Source organism: Brachybacterium paraconglomeratum, from assembly GCF_003994255.1.
Taxonomy (GTDB): domain Bacteria; phylum Actinomycetota; class Actinomycetes; order Actinomycetales; family Dermabacteraceae; genus Brachybacterium; species Brachybacterium conglomeratum.
The window spans coordinates 1-17,606 of sequence record NZ_ML133857.1 but is presented as its reverse complement, the minus strand read 5'-3'; the positions used below and the strand labels follow the sequence as shown (position 1 = coordinate 17,606).

The 17,606-nt window shown below is 69.9% G+C and carries 18 protein-coding genes and 1 other annotated feature; of the genes, 9 read left to right on the top strand and 9 right to left on the bottom strand.

Features of this window, described 5'->3' with window-relative positions; genetic code table 11:
• Positions 1-349: 349 nt before the first annotated feature.
• The 3 genes from DS079_RS11450 to DS079_RS11440 form a co-directional block, all read right to left on the bottom strand.
• On the bottom strand, positions 350-1,213 hold the full coding sequence (locus tag DS079_RS11450) for an IS3 family transposase (protein ID WP_126987849.1): 864 nt from the start codon (positions 1,211-1,213) through the stop codon (positions 350-352).
• Positions 1,188-1,316 (bottom strand) — a sequence feature (AL1L pseudoknot). Its footprint overlaps the gene before it by 26 nt.
• Entirely contained in the window at positions 1,277-1,594 is a 318-nt protein-coding gene (locus DS079_RS11445; RefSeq protein ID WP_164736227.1) for a transposase, read from the bottom strand. It overlaps the preceding feature by 40 nt.
• Positions 1,595-1,829: 235 nt before the next feature.
• On the bottom strand, positions 1,830-3,260 hold the full coding sequence (locus DS079_RS11440; protein WP_126987843.1) for an aldehyde dehydrogenase family protein: 1,431 nt from the start codon (positions 3,258-3,260) through the stop codon (positions 1,830-1,832).
• 138 nt (positions 3,261-3,398) lie between these two features.
• Between DS079_RS11440 and DS079_RS11435 the strand changes: the two genes are divergently transcribed.
• Together DS079_RS11435 and DS079_RS11430 are read left to right on the top strand one after the other, a co-directional pair.
• Positions 3,399-4,436 (top strand): TlpA family protein disulfide reductase, encoded by a 1,038-nt coding sequence (locus DS079_RS11435; protein ID WP_126987841.1) that lies wholly within the window; start codon positions 3,399-3,401, stop codon positions 4,434-4,436.
• 206 nt (positions 4,437-4,642) lie between these two features.
• Positions 4,643-5,149 carry an arsenate reductase/protein-tyrosine-phosphatase family protein gene (locus DS079_RS11430; protein ID WP_164736226.1) on the top strand — a complete coding sequence of 169 codons (507 nt, stop codon included), beginning with the start codon at positions 4,643-4,645 and terminating at the stop codon, positions 5,147-5,149.
• Here the strand turns inward: DS079_RS11430 and DS079_RS11425 are convergent, their stop codons facing one another.
• Genes DS079_RS11425 through manA form a run of 3 tightly spaced genes read right to left on the bottom strand, consistent with a single transcriptional unit; the run spans position 5,150 to position 7,790 of the window.
• Positions 5,150-6,295 (bottom strand): hypothetical protein, encoded by a 1,146-nt coding sequence (locus DS079_RS11425; RefSeq protein ID WP_126987835.1) that lies wholly within the window; start codon positions 6,293-6,295, stop codon positions 5,150-5,152.
• A complete protein-coding gene (locus DS079_RS11420; protein WP_126987832.1) occupies positions 6,292-6,579 on the bottom strand; it encodes a PqqD family peptide modification chaperone in 288 nt (95 codons plus the stop codon). Before DS079_RS11420 ends, DS079_RS11425 begins: the two co-directional genes overlap by 4 nt.
• Positions 6,576-7,790, bottom strand: a complete 1,215-nt coding sequence (gene manA / locus DS079_RS11415) for a mannose-6-phosphate isomerase, class I (protein ID WP_126987829.1) — start codon at positions 7,788-7,790, stop codon at positions 6,576-6,578. The genes DS079_RS11420 and manA overlap by 4 nt, the downstream gene beginning before the upstream one ends.
• 121 nt (positions 7,791-7,911) lie before the next feature.
• On the opposite strand from manA, the gene DS079_RS11410 reads away from it, so the two are divergent.
• The gene (locus DS079_RS11410) at positions 7,912-8,745 is read left to right on the top strand and encodes a nucleotidyltransferase family protein (RefSeq protein ID WP_241237630.1); all 834 of its coding nucleotides are present in this window, start codon (positions 7,912-7,914) and stop codon (positions 8,743-8,745) included.
• Here DS079_RS11410 and DS079_RS11405 read toward each other — a convergent pair.
• The 3 genes from DS079_RS11405 to DS079_RS11395 form a co-directional block, all read right to left on the bottom strand.
• A complete protein-coding gene (locus DS079_RS11405; protein WP_126987826.1) occupies positions 8,645-9,256 on the bottom strand; it encodes a VanZ family protein in 612 nt (203 codons plus the stop codon). The genes DS079_RS11410 and DS079_RS11405 overlap by 101 nt on opposite strands.
• A 2-nt stretch (positions 9,257-9,258) precedes the next feature.
• Positions 9,259-10,743 (bottom strand): sugar transferase, encoded by a 1,485-nt coding sequence (locus DS079_RS11400; RefSeq protein ID WP_126987823.1) that lies wholly within the window; start codon positions 10,741-10,743, stop codon positions 9,259-9,261.
• A 225-nt stretch (positions 10,744-10,968) separates the two neighbouring features.
• Entirely contained in the window at positions 10,969-11,727 is a 759-nt protein-coding gene (locus DS079_RS11395) for a hypothetical protein (RefSeq protein ID WP_126987820.1), read from the bottom strand.
• Positions 11,728-12,237: 510 nt separating this feature from the next.
• On the opposite strand from DS079_RS11395, the gene DS079_RS11390 reads away from it, so the two are divergent.
• Genes DS079_RS11390 through DS079_RS11365 form a run of 6 tightly spaced genes read left to right on the top strand, consistent with a single transcriptional unit; the run spans position 12,238 to position 17,514 of the window.
• Positions 12,238-13,215 carry a glycosyltransferase family 2 protein gene (locus tag DS079_RS11390; protein WP_164736225.1) on the top strand — a complete coding sequence of 326 codons (978 nt, stop codon included), beginning with the start codon at positions 12,238-12,240 and terminating at the stop codon, positions 13,213-13,215.
• Positions 13,212-13,736, top strand: coding sequence for an acyltransferase (locus tag DS079_RS11385; RefSeq protein ID WP_164736224.1), 525 nt, complete (start codon positions 13,212-13,214; stop codon positions 13,734-13,736). Before DS079_RS11390 ends, DS079_RS11385 begins: the two co-directional genes overlap by 4 nt.
• 1 nt (position 13,737) lies before the next feature.
• A complete protein-coding gene (locus DS079_RS11380) occupies positions 13,738-14,694 on the top strand; it encodes a glycosyltransferase family 2 protein (RefSeq protein ID WP_164736223.1) in 957 nt (318 codons plus the stop codon).
• The gene (locus tag DS079_RS11375) at positions 14,691-15,695 is read left to right on the top strand and encodes a glycosyltransferase family 1 protein (protein WP_126987809.1); all 1,005 of its coding nucleotides are present in this window, start codon (positions 14,691-14,693) and stop codon (positions 15,693-15,695) included. Before DS079_RS11380 ends, DS079_RS11375 begins: the two co-directional genes overlap by 4 nt.
• Positions 15,692-16,543, top strand: a complete 852-nt coding sequence (locus DS079_RS11370) for an alpha-1,2-fucosyltransferase (protein WP_126987806.1) — start codon at positions 15,692-15,694, stop codon at positions 16,541-16,543. The genes DS079_RS11375 and DS079_RS11370 overlap by 4 nt, the downstream gene beginning before the upstream one ends.
• Entirely contained in the window at positions 16,540-17,514 is a 975-nt protein-coding gene (locus DS079_RS11365) for a glycosyltransferase family 2 protein (RefSeq protein WP_126987803.1), read from the top strand. The genes DS079_RS11370 and DS079_RS11365 overlap by 4 nt, the downstream gene beginning before the upstream one ends.
• Positions 17,515-17,606: the final 92 nt, after the last annotated feature.

The window sequence follows — 17,606 nt, the reverse complement described above, 5'->3', positions numbered from 1 at the left end:
GCAATGGCAATCGGCGCAGCCCGCGCAGCTCCCCGCATCACGCTTCGTCGAGTCGTCGAGTGAGAACTTTGGGATCGTGGCACGTCGCCTCCAGGCCTGGGGGTCTAGAGATGTCCCGACGGCCGCGCGATGGCGCAGCACCCCGGGGCATCGTTGGTCTCGGTCGCACGTTACCCGCGGGTGACGAGTGACGAGCCGGCGCCTCCTGACATGTGATCGAGTCGACGATGAAGCTGAGAACCTCCAGGAAGAGTCCTGAATATCTGAGCCCCTTCACTTTGGATCCCAACGGTCCGGCAGGTACTTGCGCCACTACTACGCTGATGCAGGGTGAATCGCCCCGGTTTTGTTAGAGGCTCGCAAGCGCCGCGTCAGCGGTCGCCGGCACGGCCTGGTAGTGAAGGTAGGTGTCCTCTAGTTCGACGGGCGGGATCATGCCGATCTCGCCGTGGAGCCATCGATGGATGAACCAGTCGATGTATTCAGCGGTCGCGATTTCGAGCTCGTCGATGCTCCTCCAGGGTCCGCAGTTGCGGACCAGCTCGGCCTTCAACAGCGAGTCGAAGACCTCGGCCAGGGCGTAGCCATAGGAGTCGCCGGTCGATCCCACAGACGCGACTGCGCCGGCTTCGGCGAGGCGCTGGGTGTAACGGGTGGCGACGTGATGGACTCCCTCGTCACTGTCGTGCGAGAGCCCGAAGACGTCACGACCTGCGTACTCGCGGCTCCACGGCCCCATCTCTAGCGCGTACAGGGCTAGGGCGGTCCGCAGCGACTTCGACAGCTGCCAGCCGACCGCGCGGCGGGAGAACAGATCGATGACCAACGCAGCACAGATCCAGCCTGCGAACGCGCGGCTGCAGGTGATGTCCGCGACCCGCAGCTGGTTCGCGACCTTCTCGGTGAAGTCACGTTCGACCAGGTAGAGGCGAGTGCTCGGGCCATCGTCGGGGAGCGCGTTCTGCGAACCCTTCTTTCGCCTGATCCCGCGAAGCCTTTCCTCCCGCACCAGCCGTTCCACGATGCAGCGTGCAAACCGGACGCCTACCCGGCGCAGCTGAGCGCGGATCTTCTTCGCGTAGACCCCGAAGTTCCTCTCATGCACGCGCCGGATATGGACCAGTAGCTCCCGGTCACGGATAGCCCGCGTCGAGGGGGGGGAGGGTCCTGAAGGCGTAGGAGGTGCTCGGCGCGATCGGGGTGCCTGCTGCAATGAGCGTGCGACAGATCGGCCGGGCGCCGATTTCCTGCCTGTACTGTTCGATGAACTGGACGGTCAACGCGGTAGGCGGTCGAGGCCCGCCGCGAAAAATGCCGAAGCCGACCGCGGGATAGCGTTCGCTCGGCGAAGCTCGCGCACTTCCTTCTCCAGCTCAGCAAGCCGATCGGCGTTGTTGGCCGTCGTCCCAGGGCGGTGGCCCTCGTCGATCTCGGCCTGCACGACCCAGTTCCTCAAAGTCTCCGGATGGATTCCGAGGTGCTCGCCCACGCGACGGAACGGTCCCGACCTCGTCACAGGATCCAGTCGAGCTTCCACAGCAATCCTCGTGGCCCTCTCCCGAAGCTCATCGGGGGACTTCCTCGGGGCTGCCATGACGCTCATCCTCCCGTGAGATCAAAGCCGCCAACAGACCCCGGACGATTCACTTTAGAGCACGGCGTGCGGTCGCGGCCCATGCTCGCCGGCGCATTGGAAGTCCTGAACGGTAGCCAAGCTACGGTTCAACCTCGCGCCGGCGCAACGGTCTCGCGGCTATGTTCGACCGATGTGTCACGCCGCACGACGCACTACGCCCGGGTTCAGTCGTTTTGGGCGTTTTCCCAGGCAGTCAGCGAAACAGTCGCCCCAGCAGCGCCCGCTTCGCCCCGCGATACGGCGGGGTGACCAGTCGCAGAGTGTCGGGGCGCAGCGGCTTCTTCACGACGGGCTTGGCGTGGGTGAACACCTCGAGGCTCGCGCGGCCGTGGTACTTGCCTATGCCGGACTCCCCCACGCCGCCGAAAGGCATGGTCTGCGAGGCGAGGTGCGCGAGGGTGTGGCCGAACGCGAGGGATCCCGAGGAGGTCTCGGCGATGAACTGCTCCTCGATCTCGGGACGGGGACTGAACACGTAGGCGGTCAGCGGCTTCTCACCCCCATTGATGCGGGCGATCGCCTCGTCGGGCCCGTCCACGGCGAGCAACGGGAGAACGGGGCCGAAGATCTCCTCCCCCATCACCGGATCGTCCCAGTCCACGCCGTCGAGGATCGTCGGCGGGAGGTAGCGCTCGGCCCGATCGGCTGCGGAGGTGCCGCCGATGACGGCCTTGTCGTCGTCGATCAGGGCGAGCACGCGGTCGAAGTGCTTCTGGTTCACCATGCGTCCGTAGTCGCGGCTGCGCCGGGGGTCGCGCCCGTACATCGCGGCGACGGCGTCCTTCAGATGGGGCACGAGGGCGTCGAGGGTGGAGCGCTCGGCCATGAGGTAGTCGGGGGCGACGCAGGTCTGCCCGGCGTTGGTGAACTTCCCCCACACGATGCGGCGGGCGACGGTCTCGAGGTCCATGCCCGCATCGACGAACACCGGGGACTTCCCGCCGAGCTCGAGCACGGTGGGGGTGAGGTGCTCGGCGGCGGCGCGGGCGACGATCCGGCCGACGGTCCCGTTGCCCGTGTAGAAGATCAGGTCGTAGCGCTGCTCGAGCAGGAGCGTGGTCTCCTCGACGGCGCCCTCGACGACCCTCACCCAGGCAGGGTCGAGGTGGGTGCGCACGAGGCGGGCGAGCGCGGCGGAGGTGGCGGGCGCGACCTCGCTGGGCTTGAGGATCGCGGTGTTCCCGCCGGCGATCGCGCCGATCAGCGGGGCGAGCGCGAGGTTCACGGGGTAGTTCCACGGGGCGATGATCAGCGTGGTCCCGAGCGGCTCACGGCGGATCTGTCCACTGGCGGGGGCGAGCATCAGGCCGGGCCCGAAGCGCTCCGGTCTCAGCCAGGCGCGGAGGTTCTTCCGCATGTGCGCGATCTCCTGGGAGACGACGCCCAGCTCGGTGATCAGCGACTCGGTGCGGGACTTGCCGAGGTCCAGCTCGAGCGCCTTCAGCAGGCGGGGGCGCTCGGCGCGGAGCCCGGCGGCGAGCGCATCGAGCTGGGCGAGCCGCGCCTCGAGCGGACGAGTGGTGCCGGCGTCGAAGGAGTCCCGCAGCGCGGCGACGTCGGCGAGGATCTCGCCCCGTCGGACGTCGTCGAGGACGGTGGAGGCCTGCTGAGCGTCAGTCGACATGGCTCCAGGGTAGGGCCGACGGGCCGCGATGCGCCGTGGGCGAAAGGCTGGTCCGGCCCCGCTCCGACCGCCCTCGATATCGGAGAATAGTGGGTGACGCCGTCCCGAAGGCCGGGCCGACGTGAGGAGGCTCCCCGAATGGCTGTGCTGCTGGCGGCACCGATCCTGCTGTCGATCACCCTGCTGATCTCCGGGCTCGCGAAGCTCGGGGCACGCGAGGGGACGAAGGACGCGATGCGCTCGCTGCGCCTCCCGCTGCCGGCGTTCCACGCCTCGGTCGCCTCGGCGCTCCCGGCCGCGGAGATCATCCTCGCGCTCGCGCTGTGGATCCCGGTGCCGCCCCTGCAGGTGTTTCTCGCAGGGCTGGTGGCGCTCCTGATGTTCACCTACCTGGCGATCATCGCGCGGGCGCTGACCTTCGAGGAGCAGGTGCACTGCTCCTGCTTCGGCACCCTCGCCTCCCCCACCGTCTCCCGCACGACGCTGGTGCGGAACGTGCTCCTGAGCGTGCTGGGCGTCCTGGCCGTGGTCGCGGCGGCGAGCGGGGCGATGACCACTCTCCTGGTGCAGGCGCCGATGGGGCTGATCGGTCTCGGGCTAGCGCTGCTGATCGCGATCGCGCTGACGGCCGCCACGATCGGTGGCAGCGTCGCCGAGACCGATGCCGACGCCTCGACCGCTCCCGCCCCTGCGGCGGCCGATGCGGACGAGGACGAGCTGTTGGACTACGAGCGCTCCCCGATCCCGGCGGCGGTGCTGCAGCAGCCCGACGGCCGCCTGATCACCCTCACCCAGCTCACCGCGCAGCGGGCGGCGCTGCTGGTGTTCGTCACCGAGGGCTGCGGGCCGTGCGAACGGGTGCTGGACCACGCCGAGGAGTGGATCGGCGAGCTGGAGCAGACGCTGCAGGTGCGGTTCGTGTTCTCCCGCCCGCTGGACCAGCTGCGCGAGCGGACGACGGACCGCGTGGCGGGGTACGCCCTGCATGATCTGCAGTTCACCGCCCGCACCGCGCTCGGCGGCACGAGCGCGCCGAGCGCGGTGCTGCTGGGGGCCGACGGCCAGCTCGCCGGCGGCCCCGTCAACGGCGGCAGCGCGGTGATCGAGTTCGTGCAGGAGATCCGGGAGCAGTTGGCGGAGGCGCAGGCAGGCGGGGAACTGCCGGCCGACGGCTGAGTGCGAACAGGGAGGGAGGGCGGTCACCATTCTTCACCTCCGACACTTCTCCATGACTTTACCGTCGGGTAAGTTTCCATGAGTTTCCCGCGCCTCCGCTTCTGTCCGGGCATTTCCGACAAGTCTCCTGCGGTGTCTAGTCTGTGCACATGAGGTATCCCGCCCCCGCGCGCCGCCCGGAGCCGCAGCTGCCCTCGATCCTGTTCGTGTGCACCGGCAACGTCTGCCGCTCCCCCTTCGCCGAACATCTGCTGCGCGATCGACTGCCCGACATCCACACCCTGAGCAGGGGCATCTTCGCTCTCGAGGGCAGTGCGATGGAGTCGCAGATGGCGGGCGAGCTCTCGGCGCGCGGCGTCGACTCGCAGGGCTTCCGCGCCCGCCAGTTATCCGCCGCGGACCTCGGAGCAGATCTGATCCTCACGATGTCGCGTCGACAGCGCGCCTACCTCCTGGATGAATTCCCCGCCGCTGCCCGGCGCATCGGACATATGGGGCATATTCCAGAACTCGCTCGGATGGCGTCGGAGAATCCGGACGCTCCGCTGAAGGAAATCATCTCCGCGTGGACGCGCCGCGCGATTCCCTCCGGCCTCGACGTCCCCGATCCCTACGGCAAGGACGCGGCGCAGGCGACACGGACAGCCGCATTGCTGACCGAACGGGTGGAGCAGCTGGTGCCGGTGCTGCGCCGGGGCGTCGTCGCCCCCTGATCAGCCCTGGCGGGCCCAGCCGTGGTCCACGAGCTCCTCGACCGTGCCGCGGACGAGGGCCGTGCTCTCGGGGTGCTCTCCGATCTCCTCGACCACCAGCTGCTCGAGCTGGTCGACGGTGAGGGGGCCCGCGTCGGCGAGCAGGTCCCAGACCAGACCCGCGAGGCCGGGCAGGTGGATCGCGCCGTGCTCGCCGAGCACGAACAGCCCGGACTCGACGGCGAGCGCCTGGCGGAACGGAGCGGCGGCGATCGTGCCGGGCGCCGGCGCCGCGTCCTCTCCGGCCGCCGCGTCTCCGGGCCACGGCGCGATCTCGACCGTCTCGACGTGCTCGGCCGGCGGCAGGTGGCGCAGCAGCTCCTCGAGCTCGGCGGCTTCCCGGTAGCGCACCTCGAGCGCCCCGCCCACGGAGTCCAGCAGGGCGGCGAGCTCGGCGAGGCCGCCGGGCACCTCCCACAGCGAGGAGGTCTGCGACACGATCCGGGTCAGGGCCTCGGACAGCGGCACCCGCATCACCGAGGCCCCCTCCCCCGCCTCGTCCTCGTCCCGGATCCGCTCGAGCAGCAGCACCATCGCCGGCGCCGCGACGGCCACCTCATCGGCGGGACGGAGCCCCAGGTCGCCCAGGGCGAGATCCCGCTTCGCACCGAGCTCCGGGTCGTGCTTGGAGACCGGCTTGGGATACGGGGTGAGCGCGAAGCTGCCAGGTGTGATGATCGTCAGCTCGTCGGTGAGATAGGCGCCGGCCCGGCCCAGCAGGGACGAGGCGGTGGACTTCCCCGCCCCGGACGCGCCGACCAGCACGAGGGTCCCGAGCTCGGGGTGGGCGACGGCGCCGGCGTGGAGCAGCAGGCGCGTGCCGATCAGCCGGCGGATCACCTCGCGGGTGAGGTGGCCGGAGACCGTGTAGCTCGCCTCGAGCCGCGCCGGCAGCGGGACGGTCCCGGCGGGGAGGTCGCCGCCGGCGAGCGCATAGTCGAGACGGATCTGCGGCGTCGCGCCGTCGTCGTCGGCCGCGCGCAGGTGGGACCACAGGGCGTCGATCTCCTCGGCCACGGTCTCCAGGCCGGGCCCGAAGCTGAGCAGCACGCTGTGGCCGGCGACCTCGAGCCGGGTCGCGGCGACGGTGGTGGGTGCAGCGGTCATGCGGCGTCCTCCTCGATCGTCTCGAGGATCCCGCCCGTATCGAGCTCGGCGAGGAAGCCGGTGATGATCTGCTCGGCGTCCTCGGGCACGTCCTCGACCTCCTGCCGCAGCCGGTCGGCGAGCTCGGCGGGGCTCGCGGCGCGGTCCGGCGCCTCGGCGAGCAGCTCGAGCACGAGGGCGCCGGCGCCCTGGATGCGGGTGATCGGGCCGTGGGGCAGCGCCCCCACCCACAGGTCCTCCCCGTCCCACTCGCTGACCACGGGACGCAGCCGGTAGCGGGTCACGGGACGCTCGCCTGGACGAAACGGCCGGAGCCGCCGGCGTGGAGCTGACCGGCGGCGGCGGGCACGAACAGGGCCTTGCCGGCGGTGAGCACGTGGCGGCCCAGGGCGCTCTGCACCAGCACCTCCCCCTCGAGGCCGAGGAGGGTGCGGGGCCCGCCGCCGGGGACGCGGTGGCGGGTGCGGAAGGTGCCGGGCGGATCGGCGAGCGTGGTCAGCGACAGCTCGAAGTCGTCGACGGGCGCGTAGTAGGCGACCGACGTCGCGTTCTGCCGCTCCGGCGCGACGCGCAGCGGCGGCGCGGCCTGCACGCTCACGCACTGCAGCATCTCGTCGGCGTCGACCTTCTTGGGGGTCAGTCCCGCGCGCAGCACGTTGTCGCTGGCGGCCATGATCTCCAGGCCCACGCCGTGAAGATAGGCGTGCAGGGTCCCGGCGGGCACGAACATCGCCTCGCCGGGGCGGAGGGTGACGGGGTTCAGCAGCAGCGCGGCGACCACACCGGGATCGCCCGGGTGATGCTCGGCCAGCAGCGCGACGGTCTGATCGATGCGCGGGGAGGGCGAGTGGCCGGACTCGGCGCGTGCCCGGCATGCCTCGACGACCTGCTGCACCGCCTCGGGGTCCGGGCGCATCGCCGAGGAGACCAGGGTGCGGAACGCGGCGCGCATGCCGTGGGCGGTGGGGCTGCGGGTGAGGAGGGTGTGGAGCCGGTCGGTGAGGTCGGTGCCCAGCCCCTCCAGCAGCGCGGCGGCGCGGCGCGGGGTGCGGAACCCGCACAGCGCGGTGAAGCGGGTCAGCGCGATCAGCATCTCGGGCTTGTGGTTGTCGTCGCGGTAGTTGCGCAGCGGCGACTCGAGCGGGAGCCCGGCCGCGGTCTCCGCGGCGAAGGACTCCTGGGCGTGCTCGCGATCGGGGTGGACCTGCAGGGACAGCGGCTTCTCGGGAGCGATGACCTTCAGCAGGTACGGCAGGCGGGCGCCGAAGGCGCGCTCCACGCCGTCGCCGAGCATGCGGCGCGGGTCCGCGGCGATCGCAGCGTCGAGCCCGGCGCCGGCGTCCTGCCCGGTGGCGAGGGTGGAGGGCGCCAGCGGATGCGCCCCGTACCAGGCCTCGGCCCAGGGGGCGCCGTCGGCGGGACGGCCCAGGAACTCGGGGATCGCGGTGGTCGATCCCCAGTCGTAGCGCTGGATGCGGCTATCGAGCTCCCACACGTCCGCTCCCCCTTCCCTTCTCGTCCCTGCGTCCTATTGCGCTCATGACGAGCGTCCTTCCGCCCGTCGGCGCCGCTGTCGATCCTGCGGCAAGGGGCCTGCGGCTCCTACACTTGCCCCCATGACATCCGCCGTGCAGGTGCCGGTCCCGGTGCGTCTGCGCATGGCCCATGGCTGCCTCGACCATATTGCCCGAGGTGCGGGTGTGAGGATCCTGCATCTCAAGGGCGAGGCACTGCATCCGCTGCTGGCCGAGGGCCGCGCCGGCTCCTCGGACTGCGACGTGCTGGTGGACCCGGCGCAGGTCGCGCCGCTGGTGGCCGCGCTCGAGGCCGACGGCTGGGAGCAGGTGACCACCTTCGAGCACGGCAGCGTCTTCGCGCATGCGGCGACGTTCCACCATCGCGTGTGGGGCACGGCCGATCTGCACCGCGCCTTCCCGGGCCTGGACCGGGATGCGGCGGCGACCTTCGAGCAGCTGTGGGCGCACCGGGAGAGCGTGGATCTCGGCGGCGCTGCGTGCGCGGTCCCGGATCTCACCGCGCAGCGGCTGGTGCTGCTGGTGCACGCCGCCCGCGATGCGAGCGGCCGCTCCCGTCGCGATGTGCGCGTGGCCTGGACCGAGGTGGACGATGCCGAGCGGCTGCGGATCGAGGGCCTCACCGCCGAGCTCGGTGCCCAGGTGCCGCTCGCGCTCGCGATCGGTCGCCCGGAGACCGTGGAGGGCCTGCCCGGGGCGCGGGTGTGGCAGGCGGTGCACGACGGCGCCGCCCCGCGGGAGGTGTGGCGGGCGAGGCTGCGGGACGCCGACGGCGCGTTGGCGAAGGCGCGGCTGCTGGCCGAGGCGCTGCAGGTCAATCGTGATCATCTGGGCCTCCGCCTGGGCCATGCCCCGTCTCGGCGCGAGGTGCGCCGGGAGTGGTGGGCGCGCTGGGGGCGCTTCCTGCGGCGCTGAGTCCCGGCTGACGGGCCGACGCGTCGGCCGGCCGCTCCGTGCGGCGATTCCGTGCGCGACTCCCGGCGAACCGTCGCACGAGCAGCCCGAGGCCGACGCCGAGCGCGGCCCCGGCGGTGTTGGCGAGGATGTCGACCAGGTCCTGCTCCCGCGTGCCGATCTCGCCCTGGTAGAGCTCGACCGCGATCGAGAGCCCCGCGCCGGCCGCCACCCACCACCAGGTGGGCACCAGCACGGCGAGCGCCGCGAAGAACGGCACGAACAGCGCCACGTTCGCGAGCGCCGCGAACATCTCCGGGGTGACCTGCTCACGCAGGCCCAAGGCACCGGTGACGGCGTACCAGATCCGCACGTTCAGACGGTTCACGGCCCAGCCGTCCGAGGTCAGCAGCAGCGCGCCCGCCGCGAGCGGGTAGAGCAGCAGCACGAGCGCGGCGAGGAGGCGGAGGGGGCGGGGAAGGGCAGGGCCGGTGCGCTGCGCGGCCCCCGCCTCCGGGGCGAGCCGGGCCATCGTCAGTAGGCACCCGAGGAGGCGAGCACGGCCTTGACCGTGCGCATGAGGATCTGGAGGTCCTGGGTGAAGGACCAGTTGTCGACGTAGTACGTGTCCAGCCGCACCGTGTCCTCCCAGGAGAGGTCGCTGCGGCCGGAGACCTGCCACAGACCGGTGATCCCGGGGCGCACGTGGAGGCGGCGCTTCGCGTCGTCGTCGTAGCGCTCCACCTCGCCGGGCAGGGCGGGACGGGGGCCGACGAGGCTCATGTCGCCGCGCAGCACGTTCCACAGCTGAGGCAGCTCGTCGAGGGAGAAGCGGCGCAGGAAGCGTCCGGGGGCGGTGATGCGGGGGTCGTTCCTCATCTTGAACATGACCGTGTTGCCGCGGTCCTGGACGGCGCGCTCGACCATCTCGACCTTCACGGCCTCGGCGTCGGTGACCATCGTGCGGAACTTCAGGAACTCGAAGTGCTTCCCGTCGCGCCCCACGCGCTGCTGGCGGAAGATCACCGGTCCTCCGTCGTGGGCGCGGATGCGCAGCGCGATCACGGCCAGCAGCGGGGAGATCACGACGAGGACGAGCGCGGCGACGACCACGTCGAACAGACGCTTGGTCCAGCGCAGGGCCTGGCGGGCGCGGGGGAGATCCATGTGCACCAGCGGCAGGCCCGCGACGGGGCGCATCGTGACGCGGTCAGCGGAGATCTCGGTGAGGGCGGGCACCACGATCACGCCGATCCTCTCGTGCTCGAGCTTCCAGGCGGTGCGGCGGAATTCCTCCGCGCTCGCCGTGGAGCCAGCGGTGAACAAGAGCATGTCGGGCGCTGCGGTCTCCGCGATCCGCAGAAGCTCCCGCTCCGGGCCGAGCACGGGGATGCCGAGCTTGGAGGCGTCGGCGATGCCGCCGGGGGTCACCGCGCCGACGATGTCGTAGCCGAGCCATCGCTCCCGGTGAAGGGTCGCGGCGATCCCGTCGACGTGCGCGAGGGAGCCCACGGCGATGAGCGACTGGCGGAAGCGCCCGCGCACGCGGGCGGACGCCAGGGCGCGGCGCAGCAGCAACCGGTTCAGCAACAGAAGCGGCGGGCCGGTGACGAAGAAGGCGATGAAGAAGGCGCGTGAGAGCTCGAGGTCCAGCAGGTAGACGAGCGCGCCGATGACGCCGAAGGCGGCGCCGGAGGCGTGGAGCACGTTGCGGTAGAGCTGCGGGCCGGAGGTGAGCTGGCGACGGTCGTACCCGCCGAGCATCGCGATCGCGGCCAGCCAGCCGAGCGCCATGACGAGGGAGGCGCTGGCGACGTTCTCGCGAAGATCGCCGGCCGGGGGCAGGAGGAGCTGGCGGACGGCGAACGCGATGCCCACCGCGAGGGCGAGCGCGAGCACGTCCGCAACGATCATCGCCGGCAGGGTCAGTCGGCGCAGCTGTGCCACCGACGTGCGCTGGGACCGCGTCGCGGCTCGACGGCGTGCCGCAGCGGTCCGCTCGGCGTCCAGCTCAGTCATGGTCCCCACTCCCAGGTCCCCGGGAACAGCGTTCAATGGCCCTCCACGGCTCATCGGCAGCCACCGCCACCGTCTCACAGCCCTCGTCGGACCGCTCGGCCCGACCCCCACCGCCTCGAGCCCCCTAGGGAGATAACGGGCGAAGCGACGTTTGATTGCGACTTTAATGGTCGGTGGCGACAGTCGAGCACAGTTGTGCAGAAACTGTGATCAGAGCCGCTGAGCTCACCCGGGCGGCCACGCACCCGAGAGCGAGAGGTAGGTCCGCTGCGTGAGGGCACGAGAGAGCTGGAGCGGCTGCTGCGTGGTGCTCGGCGTGAGCGTGCCGGTGATGTCGGCGGCGATCTGGAAGCCCAGCAGGCCGGGCTTGGACAGCCCGAAGGTGTGCGGGGAGATGATCTGCGCGTACGGCTTCGCGGTGCCGGCGGTGACCGCCTGGTTCGTGGTGAACGTGTAGCTCATCGTGACCACGACCTGCCCCTTGCTGTTGGTGGTGACGGTCGGCGCGTTGAAGGTGGGGGATCCCTTCGCGGACAGGGGCGAGACGTACTTCGGGGTCCCCGAGATGCCAGCCGTGGAGGTGAAGGCCTTCGCCGCGTTTCTTGGACTGATGGCCGGGGTGAAGCTGCCCTCGCCGTTGTCGGCGTTCATGGCATTCCAGGTGGTCGCGGTCGTCCCTCGCCCGTCCACCCAGTTCAGGTCGGACTCCGCCCAGGTCGTTCCGTTGCGGAACGATTCCTCAGGGGTGTCGGCCGTGGTCTGGACTCCGCCGGCGTTGCCTCCGAAGTAGCCGACGCGTCCGACGGTGTCCGCCGACGCCGAGGCGGAGACGAAGATCCCGAGATCCATCTCGTGCTGCGCGGGCGGCCGACTCGCCGCGACCGCGGGCGCGGCGACGGTCGCGAGTGCGACGGGTGCCGCCCACGCGGCACCGCGTACGACGGCGCGGCGCGTCGTCCTGATCTCCTGCTCTGGCGTGGCCATCTCTCATCCCCTGGTCTCTCGATGCCCCTGAGCACTGTGCGAGCGGCGTGACGAATCCACGACGGCGTCGCCTTCAACGGGGCTTAGGGGGACCATGCTCAGCCGTCGCAGCCCCTGCTCAGGACCGACTTCTCGGATGCCGTCTCGGCACGGTCCCGCGGAACTCGAAGTTGGCATCGAGGCGCGTTGACCGGCGGGCTGGAGTCCCCGTGACTGTGCTGGTCCTGACGCCTCACTGCCGATGCCGCGCGCCCGTCTCGCGCGGCATCGCCGCTGAAGCGCGGCGACTCGCCCCGAGGGGTAACTGAGAACTTTTCTCGCTTGCGATCGGTGGGTGGCGTCACATCCGCGACCGTCCGACCGCGATGCACCCGGACTCGAGGCCCGATCGCGGTCTGAGAGGCAAGAAGAGGCGACGAGACTTTCGGCCCGGGCTGGTGAGTTGCCGCTATCGTTCGACTCGTCGCGCGCGCACCGAGCGCGGGCCCGGATGAGGAGCGAGGAGGGGACGTGACCGGTCCATCGGTCAGCGTGGTCATCCCGTGCTTCCAGGCGCAGTCGACCATCGCGCTCCAGCTGGCATCGCTCTCGGATCAGATCGACGCGCCGCCGTTCGAGGTGATCCTCGTGGACAACGACCCCGCGCAACGACTCGATGAGGCCGCTGCGGACTTCCTGCACTCCACCGCTTTCGAGCTGAGGATCGTCCGCGCACACGAGCACCAGGGCTCCTCCTATGCGCGCAACGTGGGGATCTCCCATGCTCACGCCGAGTCACTGCAGTTCTGCGATGCGGACGACGTCGTCTCACGGACCTGGGTGAGGAACGGATACCTCGCGTCCCAGCACACCGAGCTCTGGACCGGGGAGTCGATCCTGCTGGCCGAGGCGCCCTTTGCAGACGGCCTCGAGACGGTCCGCCGGGAGTTCGACGCCTCTCCCCCGGAGTGGACTGCGCCGGTGGACAAGCAGACCGGCCCGTTCCCCGTCCTGATGGCGGGAAACTTCGGAGGGGCCCGGTCGACGCTTCTCGAGCTGCGCGGCTTCGACCAGGGCTTCGCTCACTACGGCGACGACAACGATCTCGCCTTCCGTTCCCGGCGCACCGGCCATCGAGTCCCAGTCGCGGAGGCAGTCCGCATCGGCTATCGGGGGAAGTGGTCCGCGAAGCAGCGCATGCGCCGCGGGTTCCAGGACGCACGGGCCCGACGGCGACTGCTGATCGTCCACGGAGCGTCCTCTCAGTCGCCCGTCCCGCCGTGGCCGGTCGACATCGCCCGATGCCTGGCGGCGACGGTCCTGATGCCGTTCCGTCGCTCGGCCTCGCCGTTCGACGTCGGCATGCGGTGGTCCCATGCCCTCGGCAATGCGAGCGGTGCGCTCCGTTTCGGTTGGCCGCGCACGCCGCCCGTGTCGGCGCCGGGGCTCGGGCTCACCGCGCCGTCCACCCGACACAACGATCCTTCAGAGGGGACGATGTCCGCATGAAGATGCCGCTTGCAGGGTCCGTGAGGCGCGCGCTCTTCCAGACCGCCGGGTCTTCCGTGGTGCCCATCCGATATCGCGCTCAGCTCCTGGCTCGACTGGGGCTCGCCGGCATCGACGACGTAGCCCTCGGACATGGCATCACCTTCTGCAACCCGAACTCGATTCGTGTCGGCGCCGGCAGTTTCATCAACAACCAGGTCTATTTCGACGCCGGCCCGATCCAGCTCGGAACCAACGTCACCGTGGGGCCTCGAGCGATGTTCGTGACCGGCAATCACGGGATCGGCCCATCCGCTCGACGGGCCGCAGATGGCGCCCACCGAGGCATCACCGTCGGCGCCGGCGCATGGATCGGAGCAGGAGCCATCCTGCTCCCGGGCATCACCGTCGGCGCCGGAAGCATCATCGGCGCCGGGGCCGTGGTGACCTCCGACTGCTTCCCCGACAGCGTCTATGCAGGAGTGCCCGCCAGGAAGCTGCGCGACCTGGAGCCTGGAGATCAGGGCGGAGAGGCGGACTGACGTGAGCGAGACCCCGCCCCGGCTCAGTGTCATCATCCCCGCACACAATGCCGCGAACGTGCTGGGCGAGCAGCTCGAATCGTTGCGCGCCCAAGAAGGCGCAGAGCACTTCGAGGTCCTGGTGTGCGACAACAACAGCAGCGACGGAACCCGAGCTGTCGCCAACGCGCACGCAGGCGCCCTTGATCTCCGCGTGGTCGACGCCGCTGGTCCGTCGAGCGCGAGTCACGCCCGGAATTGTGGCGCCGCCGCCGCACGCGGTTCCGTCCTGCTGTTCTGCGATGCGGATGACCTCGTCGATGCGCATTGGGTGCGCGAGCTCTCGGCACCGCTCCTGGCCGGAGCTGATGTCATCTCCGCCGGTGCCCTGCACCATGAGCGGTTCAACGACACGGATGTCCTCGCGGCGTACAGCATCGCCCCGGATCCCGATCCGGCCTCCACTCCGGAATTCCTGACCCCAGAGGGGTACGCCGGCTACCTGCCCACCGCCCCAGGCGGGAACTTCGCCATCCGGCGCGACCGCTATCTCGCGCTCGACGGCATGGACCCCTCCTATCCAGGCGGGGCAGAGGAGACAGACTTCGCGTGGCGCGCGCAGCTGTCAGGGACCGAGGTGGTCACGCGTCCCCGAGCTGTTGTGCATTACCGACTCAAGCACGCGCCGAGGGCACTCTTCCGCCAACAACGCATCCAGCACTACGCACGGATCCTCCTGTGGACCCGCTATCGCTCGAGCAGCATGACCGGGCCGAGCCTCAAGTACTCGCTCATCCAGATCGCGCGCCAGGTCCCGAATCTGCTGCGACAACAGAGCCGAGCCGACCGCCTGCGCACGGCACAGATCCTCGGCGGCAACGTAGGGGCTCTGCAGGGCATTCTCGCTTTCCGAATCCTGCACCGTAACCCCGCACCGCAGTCCATCACGGTGACGACGTCGGAGGTGTCTGCCCGATGACTCTCGACATCCTCTACATCCGAGCAGGCGGGAACGGCTGGGGACCCATCGATCAGCTCGCCGATCTCACCGCACGGCTCCTGGAGGGCAATCTCGTCACCCTGCAGGACGAGGGCGAGGTCTCGATCGCCCGAAAGCTCCTCGGCCAGCTCCCTCGGCACCGTTCGGGCCGCCGGACGCTCCTCGTCCTCGCCTCGAACCCGGCGCACCTCGCCTACGCCGCCCGCCTCCGCCATTGGCTGCCCGGATATCGCACGACTGCCGCCTGGGTCATCGACTCGTTCTGGAGCGATCGCATCTCGCGCATGGCCCGGGATCGTGGCCACTTCGACCACATCTTCATCACCGACCGCGAGCTGCAGGACGAGTGGGCGTCCACGACGGGGACCCAGATCCACTGGGCACCGTGGGGCACGGACACGCTCGCGATCGACGAGCTGCCGACCGAACGCCCCGTGGACCTGCTCCGCATCGGGCGACAGCCAGCCGCCTGGGACGACGACCGTCGCACCGCGGAAGCCGCTGCGGCAGTGGGGCTGACGTTCGAGGGTCGGCCTGCCATGGACCCGGATCCTGCAGTGAATCAGCAGAACGTGCGCTCGACCCTACTGCGCTCCAAGTTCGTGCTCGCCTTCTCCAATCTCGTGAGCCCTGCCGACTACACACATCCGACCAGGGACTACGTCACCGGCCGTTGGACCGATGCGCTGGGTGCGGGCGCGATCGTCGCCGGGGTTGCGCCACGCGCCTCTGACCGGACGCTCGGTCCGGGCAGCACGGTCGAAATCGATCCCACAGACCTCTCCCACGGAATCAAGCAGATCCGTGAGGCCGTCGACCGTTGGTCCCGACTGGTCCCCGGGCAGGCTCACGCTCATGCACGTGCAACGTTGGACTGGCGATGGAGGATCCACGAGATCGCTCTCGCGCTCGGACTCGCACCGTCCGCACGATTCCAGGATGAGCTCTCCGAACTCGAGACGGGAGGGTGCAACCGATGATCAGGTCTGCGGCGGAGAGCGCGGCACGGCGCCTGTTGGACATCGTGCGCGAACGCCCCGGGGCGCGCACCGTACAGGGATCGTCGGACGGCATCCGAGGCGGGAACAACCTGTACCTCTGGCAGTGGGCCCATCAGGAAAAACGCGCCGGACGACGTGCCGCCGTGCTGCGCTCCGCCACCATGCCCGACTGGATCGAGGAGTTCCCGCTCCTCAGGGACCTCACGATCGACCAGAAGGACGTCTCGATCCTCGATCGCCGACGGTTCGCGACCCGCTTCTTCTTCGACCACGACTTCGATCGCTCGCAGAACCGGAACTTCTGCCTGGCGCTCGTGGACAGCAGCGACGCCTTCCGTGAACGACGGTCACGTATCCGAGCTCAGATCGATCCAGAGACTCTTGTCGTGAACGTGCGCCGTGGCGACTACTACGAGGTGCCCGAGTTCTTCGCACGATTCGGCCTGGACATCCACAGCCACGTCGCCGGTGCAGTCGAGCTCGCGCGACAGGCCGGTCGCCCTGTCGACGACGTCCTGGTCGTCTCCGACGACGTCGACTGGTGCCGTCGGGAGCTCACACCTGCGCTCGGCGACATCCGGACACTGGAGGGCAGATCCTCGCCGTTCGACGATCTCGCCGCCCTGTCCTCAGCCACCACACTGGTCCTCGCGAACTCGACGTTCTCCTACTGGGGTAGCCACCTGGCCTCCTCGTTCGACGACGAGCATCTTGCGATCGCGCCGTCCCATCACGAGATCGCACCGGATGGCAACCCCATCGCCCCGATGTTCGACCCGTCCTGGCCCCGCACCGAATACTCACCGCGCCGAGGAGCAACCGGATGAGCGCGCTGCCGTCATTCGATCCACTGGCGACCGCACGAGCCGCCAAGCATCGTCTCTTCGTCGCTCGCCGAAGCGCTGCTGCAGCCTCCGATGCCGTCACCTTCCGAGTTCGCCGTCGTGATGCACTGCGACGTGCAGCGACGGGGATCACTCTTCCCCCACTGCCGACCGCGGGGCGGGGCGAGATCTGGGGCATCGCCATGGTCCGGAACGAGGCTGACGTCCTGGAGGGCACGGTCACTCAGCTGGCATCACAGGGCGTGGACCGCGTGCTCTGCGTGGACAACGGCTCGACCGATGCCACGCGGGACGTTCTCGCCTCCGCCGCGCGAGATCTCCCGTTAATCGTCGGTCACGACTCCTGGACGGCGTTCGAGCAGTCCGCGAAGATGACAGTCCTCGCCGATGCCGCACGGCGAGCGGGTGCCTCATGGGTTCTGCCCTTCGACGCCGACGAGCGCTGGATGGGGCAGGGCGGCTCCGTCGCCGACGTGCTCCGCGGCACCGCAGCGCCCATCGTCCTCGCTGAGCTCGTGAATGCCTTTCCCGATCCTCTTCAGGACGGGGCGTGGCGGCTGGATCCGACGGCCCACCACGACCCAAAGATGGCCTTCCGCCCAATGCGAGGAACGGTGATCGGCATGGGGAATCACCGTGTGATGCGCCCCGGAGACATCGTGCCTGGACTCGGCATCGTCCATCTCCCCTGGCGCAGCTTCGAGCAGTTCCGGGCCAAGGTGGAGCACGGATCACGGGCACTCGCCGCGACTCAATTGAGCCCTGAAGCGGGGTGGCACTGGCGCCGCCTTGGGGAGATGGACGAGACCCATTTGCGTGCCGCATGGCAGGGAATGCTCTCCGGCGAGAGGATCCCTGAGAACGCCTGGCAACCGGGCGCGGCGACCGTGCCGTTTCCTGTCGCCGGTATACTTAAGTGGCTCTTCGCATTTAAGGGTGTAGGAGGGGTCTGAAGCCGCCGGCTTCGAGGAGGCTGCGAGCGATGTAGTGGACGAGGTTGCGGAAGCCCAGTGCGGAGCCGCGGAGGTGCTCGAGCCGGCCGTTG

Excerpts from the sequence above, each read along its gene's own strand:
- DS079_RS11445 (WP_164736227.1), bottom strand. The coding sequence starts at position 1,594 with ATGGCAGCCCCGAGGAAGTCCCCCGATGAGCTTCGGGAGAGGGCCACG.
- DS079_RS11440 (WP_126987843.1), bottom strand. The coding sequence starts at position 3,260 with ATGTCGACTGACGCTCAGCAGGCCTCCACCGTCCTCGACGACGTCCGA.
- DS079_RS11435 (WP_126987841.1), top strand. The coding sequence starts at position 3,399 with ATGGCTGTGCTGCTGGCGGCACCGATCCTGCTGTCGATCACCCTGCTG.
- DS079_RS11425 (WP_126987835.1), bottom strand. The coding sequence starts at position 6,295 with ATGACCGCTGCACCCACCACCGTCGCCGCGACCCGGCTCGAGGTCGCC.
- DS079_RS11410 (WP_241237630.1), top strand. The coding sequence starts at position 7,912 with ATGACATCCGCCGTGCAGGTGCCGGTCCCGGTGCGTCTGCGCATGGCC.
- DS079_RS11405 (WP_126987826.1), bottom strand. The coding sequence starts at position 9,256 with ATGGCCCGGCTCGCCCCGGAGGCGGGGGCCGCGCAGCGCACCGGCCCT.
- DS079_RS11400 (WP_126987823.1), bottom strand. The coding sequence starts at position 10,743 with ATGACTGAGCTGGACGCCGAGCGGACCGCTGCGGCACGCCGTCGAGCC.
- DS079_RS11395 (WP_126987820.1), bottom strand. The coding sequence starts at position 11,727 with ATGGCCACGCCAGAGCAGGAGATCAGGACGACGCGCCGCGCCGTCGTA.
- DS079_RS11385 (WP_164736224.1), top strand. The coding sequence starts at position 13,212 with ATGAAGATGCCGCTTGCAGGGTCCGTGAGGCGCGCGCTCTTCCAGACC.
- DS079_RS11375 (WP_126987809.1), top strand. The coding sequence starts at position 14,691 with ATGACTCTCGACATCCTCTACATCCGAGCAGGCGGGAACGGCTGGGGA.
- DS079_RS11370 (WP_126987806.1), top strand. The coding sequence starts at position 15,692 with ATGATCAGGTCTGCGGCGGAGAGCGCGGCACGGCGCCTGTTGGACATC.
- DS079_RS11365 (WP_126987803.1), top strand. The coding sequence starts at position 16,540 with ATGAGCGCGCTGCCGTCATTCGATCCACTGGCGACCGCACGAGCCGCC.